Source organism: Phyllobacterium sp. P5_D12, from assembly GCF_054049495.1.
Genome location: NZ_JBFUMG010000009.1, coordinates 1 through 16,418 on the forward strand (window position 1 = coordinate 1; position 16,418 = coordinate 16,418).

17 protein-coding genes and 1 tRNA gene are annotated in these 16,418 nt (G+C 58.0%); 11 read left to right on the top strand and 7 right to left on the bottom strand.

What is annotated here, in order from left to right; genetic code table 11:
- Nucleotides 1-622 (bottom strand): inositol monophosphatase family protein (locus ACXJ5O_RS01515; protein ID WP_457298336.1); only part of this gene is annotated, 622 nt, incomplete at its 3' end.
- A 247-nt stretch (nucleotides 623-869) separates the two neighbouring features.
- Nucleotides 870-1,760, bottom strand: a complete 891-nt coding sequence (locus ACXJ5O_RS01520) for an N-formylglutamate amidohydrolase (protein WP_457298337.1) — start codon at nucleotides 1,758-1,760, stop codon at nucleotides 870-872.
- Nucleotides 1,761-2,035: 275 nt separating this feature from the next.
- On the opposite strand from ACXJ5O_RS01520, the gene cpdR reads away from it, so the two are divergent.
- Both cpdR and ACXJ5O_RS01530 read left to right on the top strand, forming a co-directional pair.
- The gene (gene cpdR / locus ACXJ5O_RS01525; RefSeq protein WP_008124673.1) at nucleotides 2,036-2,398 is read left to right on the top strand and encodes a cell cycle two-component system response regulator CpdR; all 363 of its coding nucleotides are present in this window, start codon (nucleotides 2,036-2,038) and stop codon (nucleotides 2,396-2,398) included.
- 99 nt (nucleotides 2,399-2,497) lie between these two features.
- Nucleotides 2,498-2,572, top strand: a tRNA-Val gene (locus ACXJ5O_RS01530).
- 91 nt (nucleotides 2,573-2,663) lie between these two features.
- On the opposite strand, the gene ACXJ5O_RS01535 is transcribed toward ACXJ5O_RS01530, so the two are convergent.
- Together ACXJ5O_RS01535 and ACXJ5O_RS01540 are read right to left on the bottom strand one after the other, a co-directional pair.
- On the bottom strand, nucleotides 2,664-3,821 hold the full coding sequence (locus tag ACXJ5O_RS01535) for a tyrosine-type recombinase/integrase (protein ID WP_457298338.1): 1,158 nt from the start codon (nucleotides 3,819-3,821) through the stop codon (nucleotides 2,664-2,666).
- Nucleotides 3,822-4,919: 1,098 nt separating this feature from the next.
- Nucleotides 4,920-5,816, bottom strand: coding sequence for a LysR family transcriptional regulator (locus ACXJ5O_RS01540; RefSeq protein ID WP_457298339.1), 897 nt, complete (start codon nucleotides 5,814-5,816; stop codon nucleotides 4,920-4,922).
- Nucleotides 5,817-6,041: 225 nt separating this feature from the next.
- Here ACXJ5O_RS01540 and ACXJ5O_RS01545 point away from each other — a divergent pair, with 225 nt between their 5' ends.
- The 5 genes from ACXJ5O_RS01545 to ACXJ5O_RS01565 all read left to right on the top strand — a co-directional run bounded on the left by ACXJ5O_RS01545 (nucleotide 6,042) and on the right by ACXJ5O_RS01565 (nucleotide 9,423).
- Entirely contained in the window at nucleotides 6,042-6,776 is a 735-nt protein-coding gene (locus ACXJ5O_RS01545; RefSeq protein WP_174207564.1) for an SDR family NAD(P)-dependent oxidoreductase, read from the top strand.
- Between the two features lie 50 nt (nucleotides 6,777-6,826).
- Nucleotides 6,827-7,579 (top strand): SDR family NAD(P)-dependent oxidoreductase, encoded by a 753-nt coding sequence (locus ACXJ5O_RS01550; RefSeq protein WP_457298340.1) that lies wholly within the window; start codon nucleotides 6,827-6,829, stop codon nucleotides 7,577-7,579.
- Nucleotides 7,557-8,213, top strand: a complete 657-nt coding sequence (locus tag ACXJ5O_RS01555) for an NADPH-dependent F420 reductase (protein WP_271899144.1) — start codon at nucleotides 7,557-7,559, stop codon at nucleotides 8,211-8,213. The genes ACXJ5O_RS01550 and ACXJ5O_RS01555 overlap by 23 nt, the downstream gene beginning before the upstream one ends.
- 62 nt (nucleotides 8,214-8,275) lie before the next feature.
- Nucleotides 8,276-8,689 carry a nuclear transport factor 2 family protein gene (locus tag ACXJ5O_RS01560; RefSeq protein WP_174207567.1) on the top strand — a complete coding sequence of 138 codons (414 nt, stop codon included), beginning with the start codon at nucleotides 8,276-8,278 and terminating at the stop codon, nucleotides 8,687-8,689.
- A gap of 101 nt (nucleotides 8,690-8,790) precedes the next feature.
- Nucleotides 8,791-9,423, top strand: a complete 633-nt coding sequence (locus ACXJ5O_RS01565) for a class I SAM-dependent methyltransferase (RefSeq protein ID WP_457298341.1) — start codon at nucleotides 8,791-8,793, stop codon at nucleotides 9,421-9,423.
- A 207-nt stretch (nucleotides 9,424-9,630) separates the two neighbouring features.
- Here ACXJ5O_RS01565 and ACXJ5O_RS01570 read toward each other — a convergent pair whose 3' ends face one another.
- Both ACXJ5O_RS01570 and ACXJ5O_RS01575 read right to left on the bottom strand, forming a co-directional pair.
- On the bottom strand, nucleotides 9,631-10,263 hold the full coding sequence (locus tag ACXJ5O_RS01570) for a tyrosine-type recombinase/integrase (protein ID WP_174207569.1): 633 nt from the start codon (nucleotides 10,261-10,263) through the stop codon (nucleotides 9,631-9,633).
- A gap of 166 nt (nucleotides 10,264-10,429) precedes the next feature.
- Complete coding sequence (locus ACXJ5O_RS01575; RefSeq protein WP_174207570.1) at nucleotides 10,430-11,323, bottom strand: LysR substrate-binding domain-containing protein; 894 nt, start codon at nucleotides 11,321-11,323, stop codon at nucleotides 10,430-10,432.
- Nucleotides 11,324-11,486: 163 nt separating this feature from the next.
- Here ACXJ5O_RS01575 and ACXJ5O_RS01580 point away from each other — a divergent pair, with 163 nt between their 5' ends.
- The 3 genes from ACXJ5O_RS01580 to ACXJ5O_RS01590 all read left to right on the top strand — a co-directional run bounded on the left by ACXJ5O_RS01580 (nucleotide 11,487) and on the right by ACXJ5O_RS01590 (nucleotide 14,383).
- Nucleotides 11,487-12,542: an alpha/beta hydrolase gene (locus ACXJ5O_RS01580; RefSeq protein WP_457298342.1), complete on the top strand. Its 1,056-nt coding sequence runs from the start codon at nucleotides 11,487-11,489 to the stop codon at nucleotides 12,540-12,542.
- 75 nt (nucleotides 12,543-12,617) lie between these two features.
- Nucleotides 12,618-13,847 (top strand): MFS transporter, encoded by a 1,230-nt coding sequence (locus ACXJ5O_RS01585; protein ID WP_457298343.1) that lies wholly within the window; start codon nucleotides 12,618-12,620, stop codon nucleotides 13,845-13,847.
- Between the two features lie 35 nt (nucleotides 13,848-13,882).
- The gene (locus ACXJ5O_RS01590) at nucleotides 13,883-14,383 is read left to right on the top strand and encodes a cyclophilin-like fold protein (protein ID WP_457298354.1); all 501 of its coding nucleotides are present in this window, start codon (nucleotides 13,883-13,885) and stop codon (nucleotides 14,381-14,383) included.
- 394 nt (nucleotides 14,384-14,777) lie between these two features.
- On the opposite strand, the gene ACXJ5O_RS01595 is transcribed toward ACXJ5O_RS01590, so the two are convergent.
- Nucleotides 14,778-15,899 (bottom strand): alkene reductase, encoded by a 1,122-nt coding sequence (locus ACXJ5O_RS01595; RefSeq protein ID WP_457298344.1) that lies wholly within the window; start codon nucleotides 15,897-15,899, stop codon nucleotides 14,778-14,780.
- A 154-nt stretch (nucleotides 15,900-16,053) separates the two neighbouring features.
- On the opposite strand from ACXJ5O_RS01595, the gene ACXJ5O_RS01600 reads away from it, so the two are divergent.
- Nucleotides 16,054-16,413, top strand: coding sequence for a winged helix-turn-helix transcriptional regulator (locus ACXJ5O_RS01600; RefSeq protein ID WP_457298345.1), 360 nt, complete (start codon nucleotides 16,054-16,056; stop codon nucleotides 16,411-16,413).
- The last annotated feature ends 5 nt before the right edge of the window (nucleotides 16,414-16,418 follow it).

Here is a 16,418-nt window from a genome sequence, read left to right on the forward strand (position 1 = left end):
GATGCAGGCCGGTTTCGACAACGAGATCGACGAACCCGGCGGCGAGCATCGCATAGGCATAGCAATCCGTGCCGTAGCGCGCGAGCCGCACGCTTTGTTCGACACGATCATAGGCGGCACGCTTCTCATCCTTGAACATCGCCGGCGTGGTGGTAAACAGTGTCGCCCCGGAAAGTTCGGCGGTTTTCCGCGTTTCGAGGCGGCGGCTACCGCCCGGACCCTCATACCATGAAGCGTCACCGTCACACATGAACAGCTCATTGGTAAACGGTTGGGCCATGAGCCCCGCCACTGCATCCCCGTCGATGGTAAGACCGGCCAATGTTCCCCATACGGGAATACCGGAAATGAACGCGCGGGTACCATCGATCGGATCGATCACCCAGACGTGCGAGTGATCGAGGTTCTCGCCGCCAAACTCTTCGCCGAGAATGCCGTGATCGGGAAAACTTGCATTGATCAGTTTGCGAATCGCCTTTTCAGCCTCTCGGTCCGCCTCTGTAACAGGGTCAAAACCTGTCTGATATTTATTGTCGATGAGCGAAATCGTGCGGAATCGCGGCAAGGTCTGCTCCGCTGCGACACCAGCGATTTGCTTCAAAAAGGAAAGTTCAATGACCAAAATAGCTCCTCACGATTAAAATATCCTCATTTTCCTGCCGTGTCGGCCAATTTATTGCATTTTTTTTAGGCAACTAATTGTGGTGCCCAAAAAAACATACAAAACACTTGACATTTGTGCGGCGCAGCATAGATTGATACATGGACAGGGCGACCTGTCTATGCCCTCCTTGGGCGTTTCCTCCCTAGACTTGGGCCGCGCTTATGCGCGGTCTTTTTTTGCTTAAGATTCTGGTGCTGGTGAAGTGCTATTCGGCAGCAAGGGGCGTGTCCAGGAAGTAGAAATCCGGTAGCGACACGAGATCCCGTAGAAAAAGTGCAATATCCCGCTGCAGCTGATCGAAGCCTGCCTTTTTTTCGTAACTGTGTTCGTTGAGGTAAAGACCGCGATTGACCTCGATCTGCAGGGCATGAAACTGCTTGAGTGGCCGCCCGTAGTGCTCGGTGATATAGCCGCCCGCGTAGGGTTTGTTGTGGGCGACCAAATAGCCCATCTCCCGAAGCAGCTGGATCGCTGCGTTTGCAAGCTCTGGCGCACAACTCGTGCCAAACCGGTCGCCGATAATGAAATCCGGGCGCATGCCGCTTTCAGGAAAACGAATGCCTGTCGGCATTGAATGGCAATCGACAAGAACGCCATAGCCAAAACGTTCGCGCGTTTTGACGAGAATATCTCCGAGGAGTGCGTGATATGGCCTGTAGATCGTTTCGATGCGGCTCAGCGCTTCTTCGATGTGGAGCTTATGCGCATAAATTTCCTGCCCCTCGCCGACAAGCCGCGGAACTGTGCCCAGACCACCCGCAACCCGGGCAGAATGCCCATTGGCGTACGAGGGCAGCGGTTCAAAAAACATTTTAGCATCGAGCTCGTAAGGCTCGCGATTCACATCGAGATAGGCCCGTGGGAAATGCGCCACCACCAAGGGTGCGCCGATCATAACCGCTGAGGCAAACAGCTGATCGACAAAGCAATCCTCCGAACGCCGGATCGTGTGCGGGTCGAGTTGCGATTGCTGCAGGAAGGCGGCCGGATAATATCGTCCGCTATGAGGTGAGTTGAAAACGAACGGGATGCGTTGATCGGACGGTTGCCGCAATTCGTAAGGCAGGCTGTCAGGAAAATCACGCTCGGCCGTCATCGCTCACTTCGAAGGTTCATTATTGTTTATGGTACCACTCTAGATCAAGTTTCCTTCAGATGGAATTGACCAACGGTCCACCATGACCAACTTTCTGACGTATGCAAGTTACTCCTGTTGGGCTGCTTTTCCCGCGAAACGGCACCTCGACTTTTGCAGCGTTCACGCTTATTTCTAGCAAATCATTCACGCGATCTTTACCAAAAAAGCGTTTCTTGAATCGTGATGGACGCTGATCTGGGGATGATCGGGTGCTAACCAATTCGGACGGACTGATGAAGAGAATCCTTCTTGCGGAAGATGACAATGATATGCGGCGCTTTCTGGTCAAGGCGCTRGAGAAAGCGGGATATCACGTCACGCATTTTGACAATGGCGCCAGCGCCTATGATCGATTGCGGGAAGAGCCGTTTTCACTGCTTCTAACCGATATCGTCATGCCGGAAATGGACGGTATCGAGTTGGCGCGCCGCGCTTCGGAAATCGATCCCGACCTGAAGATCATGTTCATTACCGGCTTTGCTGCTGTAGCACTCAATGCCGATTCGAAGGCTCCGAAAGATGCAAAGGTGCTTTCCAAGCCCTTCCACYTGCGCGATCTTGTCAATGAAATCGAGAAAATGCTTGTCGCAGCCTGATAGGGGCGGCATTCGTTCCTTCTTGTGAAGAAAGCCTGATAAGTTCTCCCTACAGCTATTGACGGAGCCAATTCAATATGGTGTATGCGCCCGTCAGATGGGCGTGTAGCTCAGCGGGAGAGCACTACGTTGACATCGTAGGGGTCACAGGTTCAATCCCTGTCACGCCCACCATCTTTTCAAAGACTTAACTCCTTTCTCGCTGGGGGTTGCACAGAAACCGTACAGATCCGATAGAAAACTGTACGGGGTTTGTTCACTTGCCTCATACCTCGGCTGCTTTCTTCTGCCAGTCCGGATGGTGATGACCATAAACATCTTCAAGCGTTTTGACCGACATACCGAGAGAACCCGCAGCCTCCCAACGATCAATTCCCTGCTGCATCATCCACGTTGCGCGGGTGTGACGCAAAACGTGAGGTGTTACCTCGTTGCCCAGCCAGGCCAGCTCGCACGCCGTATCCCATGAACGGCGCATCTTCTTCATCGGCTGACCGTTGTACGCCACGACGTGCAGGAAGGCGTGAACCGGCTCGTTGGTTTTGCGCAAGAGCTCATAGCGCGCATCATCGTCGATGCGCTTCCAACGCTTCAGGTGGCGCAGGATACGCGAGCCAAGCCGCGTCTTAGKCTGTTTCTTTTTCGTCTCGATCTTACCATCGCCCAGGCGGCGCATGACACCCGCGTCAAGGTCCACCCAGCCGCTTTGCGTGTTCGCCATCCACTGAATGCCAAGCACAGCGCCATGACGTGTGCCGGTGTATAGCGCGAGCAGGATGAACCGGGCAGCGTGACGATTGATTTCCCACTTGTTCCGGTGCCACGTCACAGTAACTTTGCGAGTGCGAACGTCCGAATGCAGTACGCGATAGAAGCCCAATGCGCCTGCGACGAGATAAGCAGCTTCTTGACGGGTCAGGAAGCGCTCTCGGCCCGGACCCTTCTCAGGTAGGGTGACGATCGGCACCGCATCCAGCGGACCATGCTCGCGGTGCCAATGCTTGATCGCAGACGACAGAACACTCAGTTCCTTGCGAATCGTGTTGTCCTTCACGTCTTTACGCCGAAACTTGGCATAGGCGCGACACGTCTCACCCTTGACGGTGGCGAGTGTGCGAGATCCCCACCACGTCATCAGAGCTTGAATGTTGTACCCGATCGTCAAGGGACTATCGCCTTTCGTGTTTGGTGCGTGCTCGCGACCGTATGCCGTCAGGACTTCCGCGACGGAGAGTTTAGCTGGACTATGCTCGCGGACGGCTGGCTTGAATTTCTCGCCGAGGTAGGCGTGGAAGGCCTGCTCAGCTCCCTCGCGATCTGCTTCGCCGCAGCCTGTGCGCTTAACGTACGAGCCGTCTCGGATGATCCAGACGAGCTCGCTGGGGTTGAGATAGAGTCTTGGGGGCTGGGGCTTCCTTGGCATTTCAACATCATCTCCCTCATACCGTTCGCCGTGACGAAATTGGCCTTGCCTATCCGCATGATTGCGAGTCGGCCGCGCTGGTGTTCGGCTCGAAGTGTTTTCGGGCCCACCTTCCCGCGAAAGAAGAGCTCGCAAGCCTCCTTCAACGTGAGTGGGGTTTTGCCTTCGATATCACTTGCCTCAGCACTATCATCGCAGCCTCGCTATCAGTTCCATAATCTTGTCGTGTAGCGCAAAGGGAAACGCGCTACAGGCTCCTCAAAACAATGACGGCGAGCCAGAAGCCGATCAGCAACCATCTCTACGCGCGATTTCTCGATCTTCCGCACCAATCCATTTGACAAGCGCTGATGCGCTGGTTCGGTCGCTGGCGGTGCTGGTGTCGTTAATGGCGCTGGTTGAAGGCCTTCAGTCACGTCAGCGGCCACCCAGTGGCTACAGGTAGGACTTAATCCCGTGGCGCAGATATATCGGAAACGCGCTGCGGCCGGACCGCTATTCCCCCAGAAGGAATGTTCTGGAGGCCAGCTTCCGCCCTCTCCGCCATTTCCTATAAATTGTTTTTCTAGATCAACAACTTATAACTTCAAAGTTTCTGGAACTACCCTCCTACCCACCATTTAAAGAATTGCCGTATTTTGGCTCTTGGAGCAACGCAACGAAAAATACCGTAAGGTAAAACTCTGACTCCGTTAGTCCTGGTTCGAATCCAGGTTCCCCAGCCAAACTTTTCCGAATAAAAATCAACATGTTATTCAAGAGTTGGCACACCCGCTCTTCCGTTTTCATGTTGCACCATGTTGCAACTGGCTACCATTGATTTCCAACGATTTTCTTGGGGACACGGCGAATCCATGCGACATGGATGCAACATGAATTGACGTAGTAAGCCAAGCGCTTAGTGCGAAGCGCCGATGGACAATACGTAAATATCGCAGTGCATTCGCAGTACAGACGGCCGCTTTGGGGCCGGGAGCGGACCGTCCACTATGCGTTTCGATTTCACGGAGAGCGGCCACTCCGCGGCCTGTCCCCCTTGGGAATGCCAATCTCCAACAGCAATTTCCCTAGCCCATTTTTGGCGTTTGGCATGGGACGTTAGCCACGCGATATGGACCGCCCGGCGAGGAGCGGAGCGTACGCGGCGAGTCGGTGGGATATGAACTCTGTGAAAAGCCGCACGCGCTTCGTCTTGCGTGTCTCCCCCTGCGTGAGAGGCCAGATCGTCGCAGGTGATTTCAGATCGATGCCCGGAACTCTCGCCAGCAAGTGATCGGCATCTCCGACGAAACAGGGCAGTTTGGTCATGCCGATCCCTTGCCTTGCCGCAGCGATCTGCGCGTCGGCGTCCGGCGTCCTGAACGGAACCCCTGTGGCGCGAAACTCCCCTTGGTCGACCCAGTTCGGAACAGCCTGACCGCCGATGACGATGGGCCGGATTGGATCCGGCGCACCCGCACGCCACGCGGCCAGTCTATCGCGGGACATATAAACACCCGCGAGCAGATCCGGACCTTTCAGGCCATGAAGATTGAGCGGCAGGGTCTTGCGATCGGAGACCATCCGGATTGCCACATCCGCCTCCCGATTGGTCAGATTCGCGACCTCGCCGGTCGATACGATCTCCATCTCGATGTCCGGATGCAGACGCGCAAAATCTGCGATATCCGGCATGAGCAGGTGTGTCGCAAGGAACGGGGGCAGCGTCACCCGTAGAAGCCCGCGTACGCTCTGATCGCGCCCGAAGACGCGCGTCTCCAGTTGGTGCGACGAGGCTTCCATCTGGTTCGCGAACTCGAGAACCTCCTCGCCCGCGGCCGTCAGGCGGTAGCCCGAAGGCAGCTTTTCGAACATCTGCGTCCCGAGGTGCTCCTCGAGCTGCGCAACGCGTCGCAGCACGGTCGAGTGGTTGACTCCCAGGCTCTTGGCGGCAGCCCGCACTGAGCCGCCACGTGCGGCGGCAAGAAAGTAGCGAACGTCATCCCAGTCGATCATGGTCCATTCCCGCGCCGCATGGGGCGGCTTCCAAAGACCAGTCTACCCTACTGGGCCGGATTGCGCATGACCGTCGCTGCGTTCGATCACGTAAGTGGATCGTTTTCGCACCACGGATGCGCGCGATTGCGCACTCACCGCCTGGCGCCGCCGACCCCATATCGAGGCTGTCGGAGGATGTCTCCGCAATCGATGACCCGAGACGCGACACAAGGAATGCATGACATGACCAGATTGAATGGAAAGACAGCCGTGATCACGGGCGGCGCCACCGGTATCGGCCTCGCCGCTGCAAGGCGCTTCATCGAGGAGGGTGCCTTCGTCTTCATCTACGGCCGTCGGCAGCAAGCACTCGATGCGGCTGTGGCCGAGCTTGGACCTAACGCCCGCGCGGTGAAGGGCTCGGTCTCGGATGAGGCCGATCTTGATCGGCTCTACGCGGCGGTGAAAGCAGAGCGCGGAAGCCTCGACATCGTTTTCGCCAATGCCGGGGCCGGAAGTCCGCTTCCTCTCGGCCAGATCACCGCCAAGCACATCGACGACACTTTCGACACCAACGTGAAGGGCACGATCTTCACGGTCCAGAAGGCGCTACCACTGATGGGCCCGGGCGGTTCGATCATCCTGACGGGATCAAGCGCCGGGACCACCGGTGCCCCGGCATTCACTGCCTACAGCGCCAGCAAGGCAGCCGTGCGCAATCTCGCACGGACCTGGGCGGAGGATCTGAAGGGTACCGGTATCCGGGTCAACGTGTTGTCGCCCGGCGCGACGGCGACCGAACTCGCGAAGGAAGCGCTCGGAGAGGAGGGCCAAAAGGCCTACGGCGCGATGACCCCGCTCCGGCGCATGGCCGCTCCGGCGGAGATCGCGGCCGCCGCCGCCTTCCTCGCGTCGGACGACAGCAGCTTCATGACCGCCAGCGAAGTCGCCGTCGACGGCGGCCTGGCTCAACTCTGACCCCGGCGCGGCTCCGTGCCTAACTCACACACAACGTAGGACAAAAAATTATGAAAGCACTCGAAGGTAAAATCGCAGTCATCACGGGCGGAAGCAGCGGGATCGGCTTGGCCACAGCCAAGCGTTTCGTGGAAGAAGGTGCGCAGGTCGTGATCATTGGGCGACGCGAGAAAGCCTTACAAGAGGCCGCGGCGCTTATCGGGAAAAACGTGACAACAGTCGTGGGTGACGTCTCGCGCTTGGAAGATCTGGACCGGCTCTACGCCACCGTGAAGGAGAAACATGGTCACATCGACATTCTCTTCGCAAACGCGGGCGCAGGTACAGTCGCGCCGCTCGCGGCAGCTACTGAGGCCCATTTTGACCAAACCTTCGATGTGAACGTGAAGGGCCTGTTCTTTACGGTGCAGAAGGCCCTTCCCATCTTCAAAGACGGCGGATCGATCATTCTGAACTCTTCGGTCTCGAACGTGATGGGGCTGCCAGCGTTTAGCGCCTACGCAGCAAGCAAGGCGGCTGTTCGCAGCTTCTCGCGGTCTTGGACCCAGGAGCTGAAGGACCGCGATATCCGCGTCAATACGATGAGCCCCGGCGCGATCGAGACTCCCGCCTTGGCGACAACGACCGGCCTCACCGCTGAGCAAGCCGAGGAGGCGGTCGCCCAGTTTGCTGCACAGATCCCAATGGGTCGCAGGGGCAAGCCAGAGGAAATCGCGGCTGCGCTTACGTTCCTCGCTTCCGATGAAAGCTCCTACATCACCGGTATAGATCTCGCCGTCGATGGTGGTTGGGCGCAGGTCTGACCCAACCTTAACACAGGATCGGAGAAGCAGTATGAGCTACTCAATCATCGGCTTCGGCAATATCGGCCAAGCTCTGGCCAAGGCCTTTTCCCGCAAGGGCATCGAAGTATCTGTTGCAACCACGCGGGACCCGGAAAGCTTTGCGGCTGAAGCGGCCGCGATCGGGCCGAAGGTCATTGCTAAAACCCTAGCGGAAGCCGTCAAGGCGGACATCATCTTCTTGGCGGTCCGTTTCGAGTCGCATCCAGATGTCGCAAAGGCGCTCGCCACCTGGCAGGGGAAGACCATCGTCGATGTGACCAATGCCTACGGTGTGCCCCCTGAGCAACTGGGAGGACAGCCGTCTTCCCAGGCCGTCGCGCAGGCTTTTTCTGGCGCAAGGCTGGTCAAGGGCTTCAACCATCTGCTCGCTGCCACCCTTGGCCAAGATCCGGCCGTGCAGGGCAGCAGGAGAGTCGTGTTCCTGGCGAGCGACGATGACGACGCTGCGGCGGAGATTGGTACGCTCGCGGAAAATCTGGGCTTCGCGCCGATCAAGCTTGGCGGGCTGTCGGAAGGCGGGCTGCTGGTCCAGGCGCGCGGAAAGAGCTGGGGTCATCTGATCTTCAAGGATCTGGTCAAGTTCGACGGATAAAACGAGGCCATGTACGGATCGGATCGAGCGCGATCCGATCACAGCGAAATGGAGATATTCCCATGAGTATTGAAAAAAACATCCAGACCGTGAAGGACTTCTTCGCCGCGATAGGCCGCGGCGACAGAGAGGCTCTGTTGGCGCTGGTTGCCGAAGACATCAAGTGGATCATTCCGGGCGAGGACTGGCCGCTGGCCGGCACCTACCGGGGGCACGCGGGACTAGCAGATTTGCTGGATACGGCATCCAGGTCGATGGAAACCTCCACGGAACCCCGGGAGTTTGTCGCACAAGGAGACCGGGTTCTCGTCGTGGGCTTCGCCAGCGGGAAGGTCAAAGCCACGAACAAGCCGTTCGAGGACGACTGGATCTTCGCCATCACGGTCCGGGACGGCAGACTGACCAGCATCCAGGAATACATCGACACGCAAGCGTTAGCACGCGCCGCGCAGATGGACGCGTCCGGGCCCGTATAGCGCAGGCCTTCTGCAACCATCGGCTTTCGCCGAAGGTGAATGAGCGGATCGCCGTCTCGCGTGCCGCGCTCGTCGAATACCCAACCGTAAAGGAGATTCCGATGTACGACCAATCCAAACTATCCGAGTTGATCCGGTTTGCACGCATTGATGCGGGTGCCACCGTCATCGACGTTTATCCAGGCGACGGCGACTGGACGCGCCTGTTCTCCGACATCGTTGGACCCGAAGGTCGAGTCACCAGCTTCGTGCCGGCCGAAGTCGCGCACTTCAAGAACGATCCGGTCGGCCTCATGCGAACGCTCGCGCAAGAGCCAGGCCGGGAAAACGTCGAAGCCGTCTCAGCGGACCTCGTGGCAATGCCGGAGATCACGCAGCCAGCGGATGTCCTGTGGCTGCACCTGTTCTACCACGATCTCCACACCGCGCTGATGCAGGCCAGGGGCGCGACGGCGGCCAACTTCAATCGAGCTGTCTACGAGCGGCTGAAGCCCGGTGGGTTCTACGTCATCGTCGATCACGCCGCCGCCGCCGGAGCCGGCACAGGTGATGCCCAGTCATTGCATCGCATCGACCCTGCCTCCGTGCGCGAGGAGGTGGAGGCTGCCGGCTTCGTACTGGATGYGGAAAGCACCCTGCTCGAGAACAGGAACGATCCACACGCGATCAAGGTCTTCGATCCCTTGATCAAGGGCGAGACCGATCGCTTCGCATATCGGTTCGTGAAGCCCTGACAGAGGCCGGCGCCAACCTCAAGTCGACCTCCCAAGGATGCCAGGATACTGCTCAACTGCGCCAGTCTGCAGCAACGTCAGCTTTCAGAACTCGCTGGKGAGCCTGCAAAGGTCAAGCTTGAGGGCTCAAAGCCGCTTGATCGCAATCTTTGGAATTGAGAAAGTTTCGTCAACACGTGCAGCCCCACTTTGCGAGGCTGCACGCGCTCAGATTTCAGTGTGCTCAGCTAGTTCCAGCGCATCCTCAATGTCCACGCCAAGATACTTGACCGTATTTTCGATCTTGGTGTGCCCCAACAGGATTTGGATCGCGCGAAGATTGCCTGTCGCCTTGTAAATCATTGCGGCCTTCGTGCGCCGAAGCGAGTGCGTGCCGTAATCTTCGCGCCGCAGCCCAATTGCGGTCACCCATTCATCGACCAATCGGGCATACTGGCGAGTACTCAGATGATCGGTGTGGTCGACTCGACTGGGAAAAGCGTAGTCGTCGATTGTTCCACCTCGCCGTTCAAGCCATGCAAGCAAACTTGCCCTCACCTCCGCCGTGATTTCGAACTGAACCGGACGGCCGGTCTTTTGCTGGACGACGATGGCTCGAGTTCGAATTTGCGTTCCTGTCACGAGACTCCCGATTTTCATTTTCACGAGATCGCAGCCCCGCAGTTTGCTGTCGATTGCGAGGTCAAACAACGCACGATCTCTCGTGCGCCCCTCCCTATCAAGGAAGAAGCGGATCGTCCAAATCTGGCGCTGTTTCAGCGGCTTCTTGACACCGACCTTTCGGCCGACGTTCCACGCCGGACGGCCCAGGGCGGTAGGATCGTATTGTGCGATACCCATTTCAATTCTCCTTCGGCCAACATTGGCCGTTAGGAGAACGCATGGGCGCAAGTATTGAAGGGGCCGATAGCGGACAAGCAGCTTCGGGACCGGTATCCTCAAAGGCGGTCCGTCAGGTCAGTGCAAGCATCGTCGTGAGTTGGCCCCACGCGGGTACTCGCAATTTTCAGCCGCGGAAGCGAAGTGCCTCAAGCACGACTACGAAGGCGGGAGCGTGCTGCCTGCTGCTCGGATAGTACAGGTGATAGCCTGGGAACGGTTCGCACCAATCCTCCAGCACTCGCACCAGCCGTTTCTTTGTCAGGTCATCCTGCACCATATCATCGGGCAGATATGCCACGCCCAAACCATCCAGAGCAGCGCGCCTTGCAAGCTCAAGACTGCTCACCGCCAGTTGGCCCTCGACACGGACGTTGATTTCGCGTCCGCGCTTTTCGAACTCCCATGGGAAATATCCACCGCGCGTTACACGGCGCAAGTTGATGCAGCGGTGGCCGGTTAGCTCTTCAGGATGCTTGGGCGCTGGCCGCTCTTTGAAATAACCCGGAGATGCAACAATGGCCTGGCGCATCGCGGGACCGATCCGAACGGCAATCATGTCCTTCTCGACGTACTCGCCGACGCGAACACCGGCATCGAAACGCTCGCTCACAATGTTTGCTAAGCCCTCGTCAGAGACCAACTCGACCGTGATGTCGGGATAGTTAAGCATGACCTTGGACAAGCGCGGCCACATCACCGTATCCGCCGCATGTTGCGTTGCCGTGATCCGAACGATGCCGGACGGCTTGTCCCTTAGCTCGGTCAGCGCGGACAGGCTGCCTTCGATACCCGCGAAATGCGGCTCGATGCTCCGAAGCAGACGCTCTCCAGCTTCTGTGGGCGCCACACTTCGGGTGGTGCGACTGAGCAGACGCAAGCCAAGCCGCTCTTCCAGCGTCCTGATTGTCTTGCTGAGGGCCGGTTGGGAGACGCCCAGCCGGACTGCCGCCCGTGTGAAACTGCCTTCCTGTGCGACAGCGATGAAGGCCATCAGATCGCTGACGTTCTCTCGCATCATTCATAACTCCTGATTATAAGCCTATGATCTATATAGCGCCTTATCGTATGAGTTTGCATCCCTTAAGTTTTGAGGTGTGAAGAGCGCTGGTCCCGACTGAGACTTACTCCAAGGCGGCCATCAGCCTCTCCAATGACTTGTTCGAATAAGGAAAGGAACGAACATGAAGGAATTGGCTTTGGGGCTCGCACTTATGCTCGGATCGGTATCCGGCTTAGCGATCGGCACTTCCCCCGCGCTCGCCCAGGACCTGTCCAACGGCGCTGACAACTTTTACAGGAGCGACCGCGTGGTCGTCGAAAAGATCACCTTCGAGAATAAGTTCGGCATGAAGGTCGTCGGCAATCTGTTCACGCCCCAGGGCCTCGACAGGAGCGCCCAGACTCCGGCGATCGTCGTAGGCCACCCGATGGGCGCCACGAAGGAGCAGAGCGCCAACCTCTATGCGACCAAGCTGGCAGAGCAGGGCTTTGTTACGCTGTCGTTCGATCTCTCCTTCTGGGGCGAGAGCGAGGGCCAACCGCGCAATACCGTCGCTCCCGAAATCTATGCGGATGATTTCAGCGCAGCCGTCGACTTCCTGAGCACGCAGCCCTTTGTCAACAAGGACAATATCGGCGTGCTCGGCATTTGCGGGAGCGGCAGCTTCGCCCACAGCGCAGCGCAGATCGATCCGCGCATGAAAGCGATCGCCACCGTCAGCATGTATGACATGGGTGCCGCCAATCGCGACGGCCTTCGGAAGGGCGTGTCGGTCGAACAGCGAAAGGAAATGCTGAAGGTCGCCGCACAGCAGCGCCTCGCAGAGTACCAGGGCGCCGAAATCAAACTGACCGGCGGCACGGTTGATGAACTGAAGGCAGACTCCAATGCGATCGAGCGTGAGTTCTATGATTTTTATCGCACGCCGCGCGGGGAGTTCACGCCGAAAGGACAGACGCCGCTCCAGACCACGCATCCGACCCTGAGCAGCAACGCCGCTTTCATGAACTTCTATCCGTTCGCCCAGATCGAGACGATCTCGCCGCGTCCGTTGCTGTTCATCGCCGGCGAGCAGGCTCACTCGATCGAGTTCAGCGAAAACGCCTACGAGCGTGCTTCTGAACCGAAGGAGCTCGTGATCATCCCGGGTGCCGGTCACGTCGATCTCTATGACCGTGTCAACCTGATCCCGTTCGACAAGCTGACCGCCTTCTTCCGGGGAAACCTGAGCTCTTAACGAACATACAACCGGACGATACGCCTCGCGGGCCCTCCGCTTGCCTGGCGTGTTGTTCGACTACAGAGGCATGAAATGACCCACGCAACCGCGGTAGCGACTACCGAAAGCGCCCCAGACTCGGCGTCATGGAGCGCTGTCCTCGCCCTTAGCTTGTGCGTTGCGACGCTCATCGCTTCGGAATTCATGCCCGTCAGCTTGCTGACGCCAATCGCCTCCGACCTGTATCTGACCGAAGGTCAGGCGGGGCAGGCCATCGCGATCTCCGGTATATTCGCTGTCGCCACCAGCCTCTTCGTCGCTGCATTCACGTCGAAGCTTGACCGGCGACAATTGTTGTTGTGGCTCACAGCTTTGATGCTCATTTCGGGCGTTGTGACCGCGTTCGCGCCCAACTATGCGGTCCTGATGGCGGGGCGTGCTTTTGTCGGCGTCGTAATCGGCGGCTTCTGGTCGATGTCAGCGGCGACAGTCATGCGCCTCGTGCCGGCTGCAGACGTGCCCCGTGGCCTCGCGATCCTCAACGGCGGCAATGCACTGGCAGCAACGATTGCTGCGCCGCTCGGCAGTTTCCTTGGACAGTATATCGGTTGGCGCGGCGCCTTCTTCAGCGTGGTGCCGCTCGCTGCAATCACCTTTGTGTGGCTCCTTGCAACGTTGCCGTCCATGCCCAGCCGGACGCGTGCGAACCCGCTGGCGGCATTTCAAGTCCTACGCCGACCAGGCGTGCCGATCGGCATGGCGGCCGTCGCACTTTTCTTCATGGGCCAATTCGCGCTCTTCACCTACCTGCGGCCATTCCTGGAAACCGTGACACTCGTCAACGTTTCCGGCTTATCGCTCCTGTTGTTGGCAATGGGCGTCTCCGGTTTGCTCGGAACCTTCCTTATCGGCTCTCTCCTGCATACGCGCCTCTACCAAGCGTTGATCGCCATGCCTGTGATGATGGCGGCGCTCGCGATTGGCCTGGTCGTATACGGATCGTCGTTAGGTACCACTGCCGGGTTGCTGGCACTTTGGGGCCTGATCGGCACCGCCGCGCCAGTCGGCTGGTGGAGCTGGTTGAGCGAAGCGCTGCCGGACGATGCAGAAGCGGGAGGAGGCCTGATGGTTGCTGTCGTGCAACTCGCCATCACAGCCGGCGCAGCCTCCGGCGGTCTGCTGTTTGACAATGGCGGTTATCAGATCGCATTCGGATTCGGCGCGATCGTGCTTTTCACCTGCGCCATCGCGGCTGTGGTGCTGGCGCGTCACGACAGATCACGCACGGCCACGCCAACGTCTTCAAGGAAGCATCTATCATGAGCAAAAGACAAAGCCAGTTTGGCGATGCAGCCACAATGTCCGTAAGCGAAACCTTGTCTGCGCCCGGTGCGCACGGTTTTTCTCCGCTCCGCCGCTCTATCCTTGGAGCGATACTGGTCACCGCCACCATGCCCTGGCTGGCGTTCGCCCAACAAAAAAACGATCCGGCAAGTCAGGAGCCAACCGACATGAAAATTCGAATGATGTTCAACGGTCATAGCCTGACGGCAACGCTTTACGACAACCCGTCGGCGCGCGATTTCGCATCCATGCTACCCCTAGAACTGACCATCGAAAATTATGCCGGCAACGAGAAGATCGCTTATCTCCCCCGTAAGCTGACGGAGGACGCGAGTGGTCCATTCGGCAACGAGGCGCCAGGCGACCTCTGCTACTTCTCGCCGTGGGGCAATCTCGCGATGTTCTACGCCGGCTACAGCTATTCCGGTGGGCTGATCCGGCTCGGCCGCTTCGACGATTTCGAGCCGTTGCTTGTGCGCGGGACGTTTCCCCTGACCATCGAACGGATCGTCTGAACGCATTGTCTGGGCGAGAAGGAATGTACCAAATAGCGAAGATTCGAAACTGAGCTTCCTCCAAGTCGAGGCCGCGCGATGACCACGACGCAGGTTGATGAGCATAAAACTTATAACAGAAGGTGGCGCACGATGAGCTGCGGTGTCCGCTTATAGGGACGGACGGAGCCCCCATAAATGACCGATTTGAGGGCGCGAAGCTGCCGTTTGGCGATCGTGGCGTGACTGACCGCTTTGCGCCTTCCATTCCGCCTTCAAAGCACGCGGACGCCAGCCAAGAGCGGACGCTCTCAAAGGAGGTGTTTCGCCCCGCCCTAACGCTTTAAGCCAGTACCATCGGGCGGYGGACTCGAAAATACTCGCCGCTGCCCGATGAGGAAAAAGTGTCTACGGCCTATCTCGTGCCGACGTCTTCGAGCGCGGTCGGATAGTCCACATAGCCCGCGGCACCGCCGCCATAGTATGTGTCGGGATCGCTGGGGCTGAGTTTGAGATCATTGGAGAAACGCTCGACCAAGTCCGGGTTAGAGATAAACGGCGATCCAAAGGCAACAGCATCGGCGAAGCCATCGCACAACAGAGCGTTGCCAGTCTCAAAGGTGTAACCGCCATTGGCGATCAGATTGCCGGAATACAGCGGCCGGAAATGCTTGGCGACGCCTTGGTCGAGAATTTCCACTTGCGTTCCAGTCAGATCGTTTATGGGGTTCATCAGTTGCAGATAAGCGAGATGGCGCTTCGACAATTCACCGATCAGATATTCGAAAGTGGTCAAGGTTTCGACTCCGGCGATGAAATTGCCGACGCCAGTCAAACCGGGACTAAGCTTGATTCCAACGCGTCCTGGCGCCCAGGATTCGACAAGGGCGTCGACAATCTCGAGGGGAAACCGGGCGCGATTTTGGGCTGTGCCGCCATAGTCATCCGTTCTCAGATTGAGGCCTTCATAAAGGAAGGTTGGGATCAGATAGGTGCTGATGCCATGTAGCTCGACTCCATCAAAACCAGCAGACTGCGCTAGGCGGGCAGCTTTGGCATAGTCTTCCACAGTCCGGGCGATATCGCACAGACCCATCGCTTGAGGCATCACGGTGTCTTTAAAGCCAGCTGGAGTATACGCTTTCAATCCCGGATTCACTGGCGATGGGGCCAGCGGCAAAGCGCCATCGAGCAGGTCTGGATGCGATGATGATCCAATGTGGCCGAGTTGGACGAAGATACGTCCTCCAGCCTGGTGAACGGCGTCTGTGACTCGGCGCCACCCCTCGGCCTGCTCCTGAGTGTAAAGGCCAGGCACATGTATGAAGCCAACGCCATCGCGGCTCGGCCAAGTCCCCTCAGTCAGGATAAGACCGGCCGATGCGCGCTGTGCGTAATATCGTTCCTGGAGCGCATTGGGAACAAAGCCCGTATTGTTCGTTCGGGCCCGGGTCATGGATGCCATGATGATGCGGTTGGGTAGATCGATGTCGCCCAGGCGGATTGGATCCAGCAAGGGATGGTTTGGACTGCTCATGTCTGTTCACCTATGTTGGCAGCGCTATCCGCGGGTTTGCGCCTGAATGGATAATGACGATGCCCGTCGACACCGTCGCACAATTCAAGTAAGACCAAGCATACCTGCAATCCAGTACCTACTATTTCGTAAGTGTCCGAATTTGGAGATCACAATGACCGAGACAAATTTCCAATGCGGTCTGGAAGCGGCTCTTGAAATCCTTGGGGGCAAATGGAAGCCGCTTATCCTCTTTCATCTGGCCAGCGGGGCCAAGCGCACCGGTCAGCTCCGCAGGCTCGTGACCAATGTGAGCGAGAAGATGTTGATCCAGCATCTCAAGGAAATGGTTGTTGATGGCATCATTCGTCGTATCGACTTCCAGACAGTCCCGCCTCACGTTGAGTACGAGCTGACCGACTTTGGCCATAGCTTATCCAAAGTTCTCGCCCCGTTGTGCGAATGGGGAACACGTCACTCTTCCGAGGTCGCCATCATCGTCCAAAATCGAAACCGAGCATCAGAGGCGGCATAGCAGTC

Excerpts from the sequence above, each read along its gene's own strand:
- ACXJ5O_RS01520 (WP_457298337.1), bottom strand. The coding sequence starts at position 1,760 with ATGACGGCCGAGCGTGATTTTCCTGACAGCCTGCCTTACGAATTGCGG.
- ACXJ5O_RS01540 (WP_457298339.1), bottom strand. The coding sequence starts at position 5,816 with ATGATCGACTGGGATGACGTTCGCTACTTTCTTGCCGCCGCACGTGGC.
- ACXJ5O_RS01545 (WP_174207564.1), top strand. The coding sequence starts at position 6,042 with ATGACCAGATTGAATGGAAAGACAGCCGTGATCACGGGCGGCGCCACC.
- ACXJ5O_RS01550 (WP_457298340.1), top strand. The coding sequence starts at position 6,827 with ATGAAAGCACTCGAAGGTAAAATCGCAGTCATCACGGGCGGAAGCAGC.
- ACXJ5O_RS01555 (WP_271899144.1), top strand. The coding sequence starts at position 7,557 with ATGGTGGTTGGGCGCAGGTCTGACCCAACCTTAACACAGGATCGGAGA.
- ACXJ5O_RS01560 (WP_174207567.1), top strand. The coding sequence starts at position 8,276 with ATGAGTATTGAAAAAAACATCCAGACCGTGAAGGACTTCTTCGCCGCG.
- ACXJ5O_RS01570 (WP_174207569.1), bottom strand. The coding sequence starts at position 10,263 with ATGGGTATCGCACAATACGATCCTACCGCCCTGGGCCGTCCGGCGTGG.
- ACXJ5O_RS01575 (WP_174207570.1), bottom strand. The coding sequence starts at position 11,323 with ATGATGCGAGAGAACGTCAGCGATCTGATGGCCTTCATCGCTGTCGCA.
- ACXJ5O_RS01580 (WP_457298342.1), top strand. The coding sequence starts at position 11,487 with ATGAAGGAATTGGCTTTGGGGCTCGCACTTATGCTCGGATCGGTATCC.
- ACXJ5O_RS01585 (WP_457298343.1), top strand. The coding sequence starts at position 12,618 with ATGACCCACGCAACCGCGGTAGCGACTACCGAAAGCGCCCCAGACTCG.
- ACXJ5O_RS01590 (WP_457298354.1), top strand. The coding sequence starts at position 13,883 with ATGTCCGTAAGCGAAACCTTGTCTGCGCCCGGTGCGCACGGTTTTTCT.
- ACXJ5O_RS01595 (WP_457298344.1), bottom strand. The coding sequence starts at position 15,899 with ATGAGCAGTCCAAACCATCCCTTGCTGGATCCAATCCGCCTGGGCGAC.
- ACXJ5O_RS01600 (WP_457298345.1), top strand. The coding sequence starts at position 16,054 with ATGACCGAGACAAATTTCCAATGCGGTCTGGAAGCGGCTCTTGAAATC.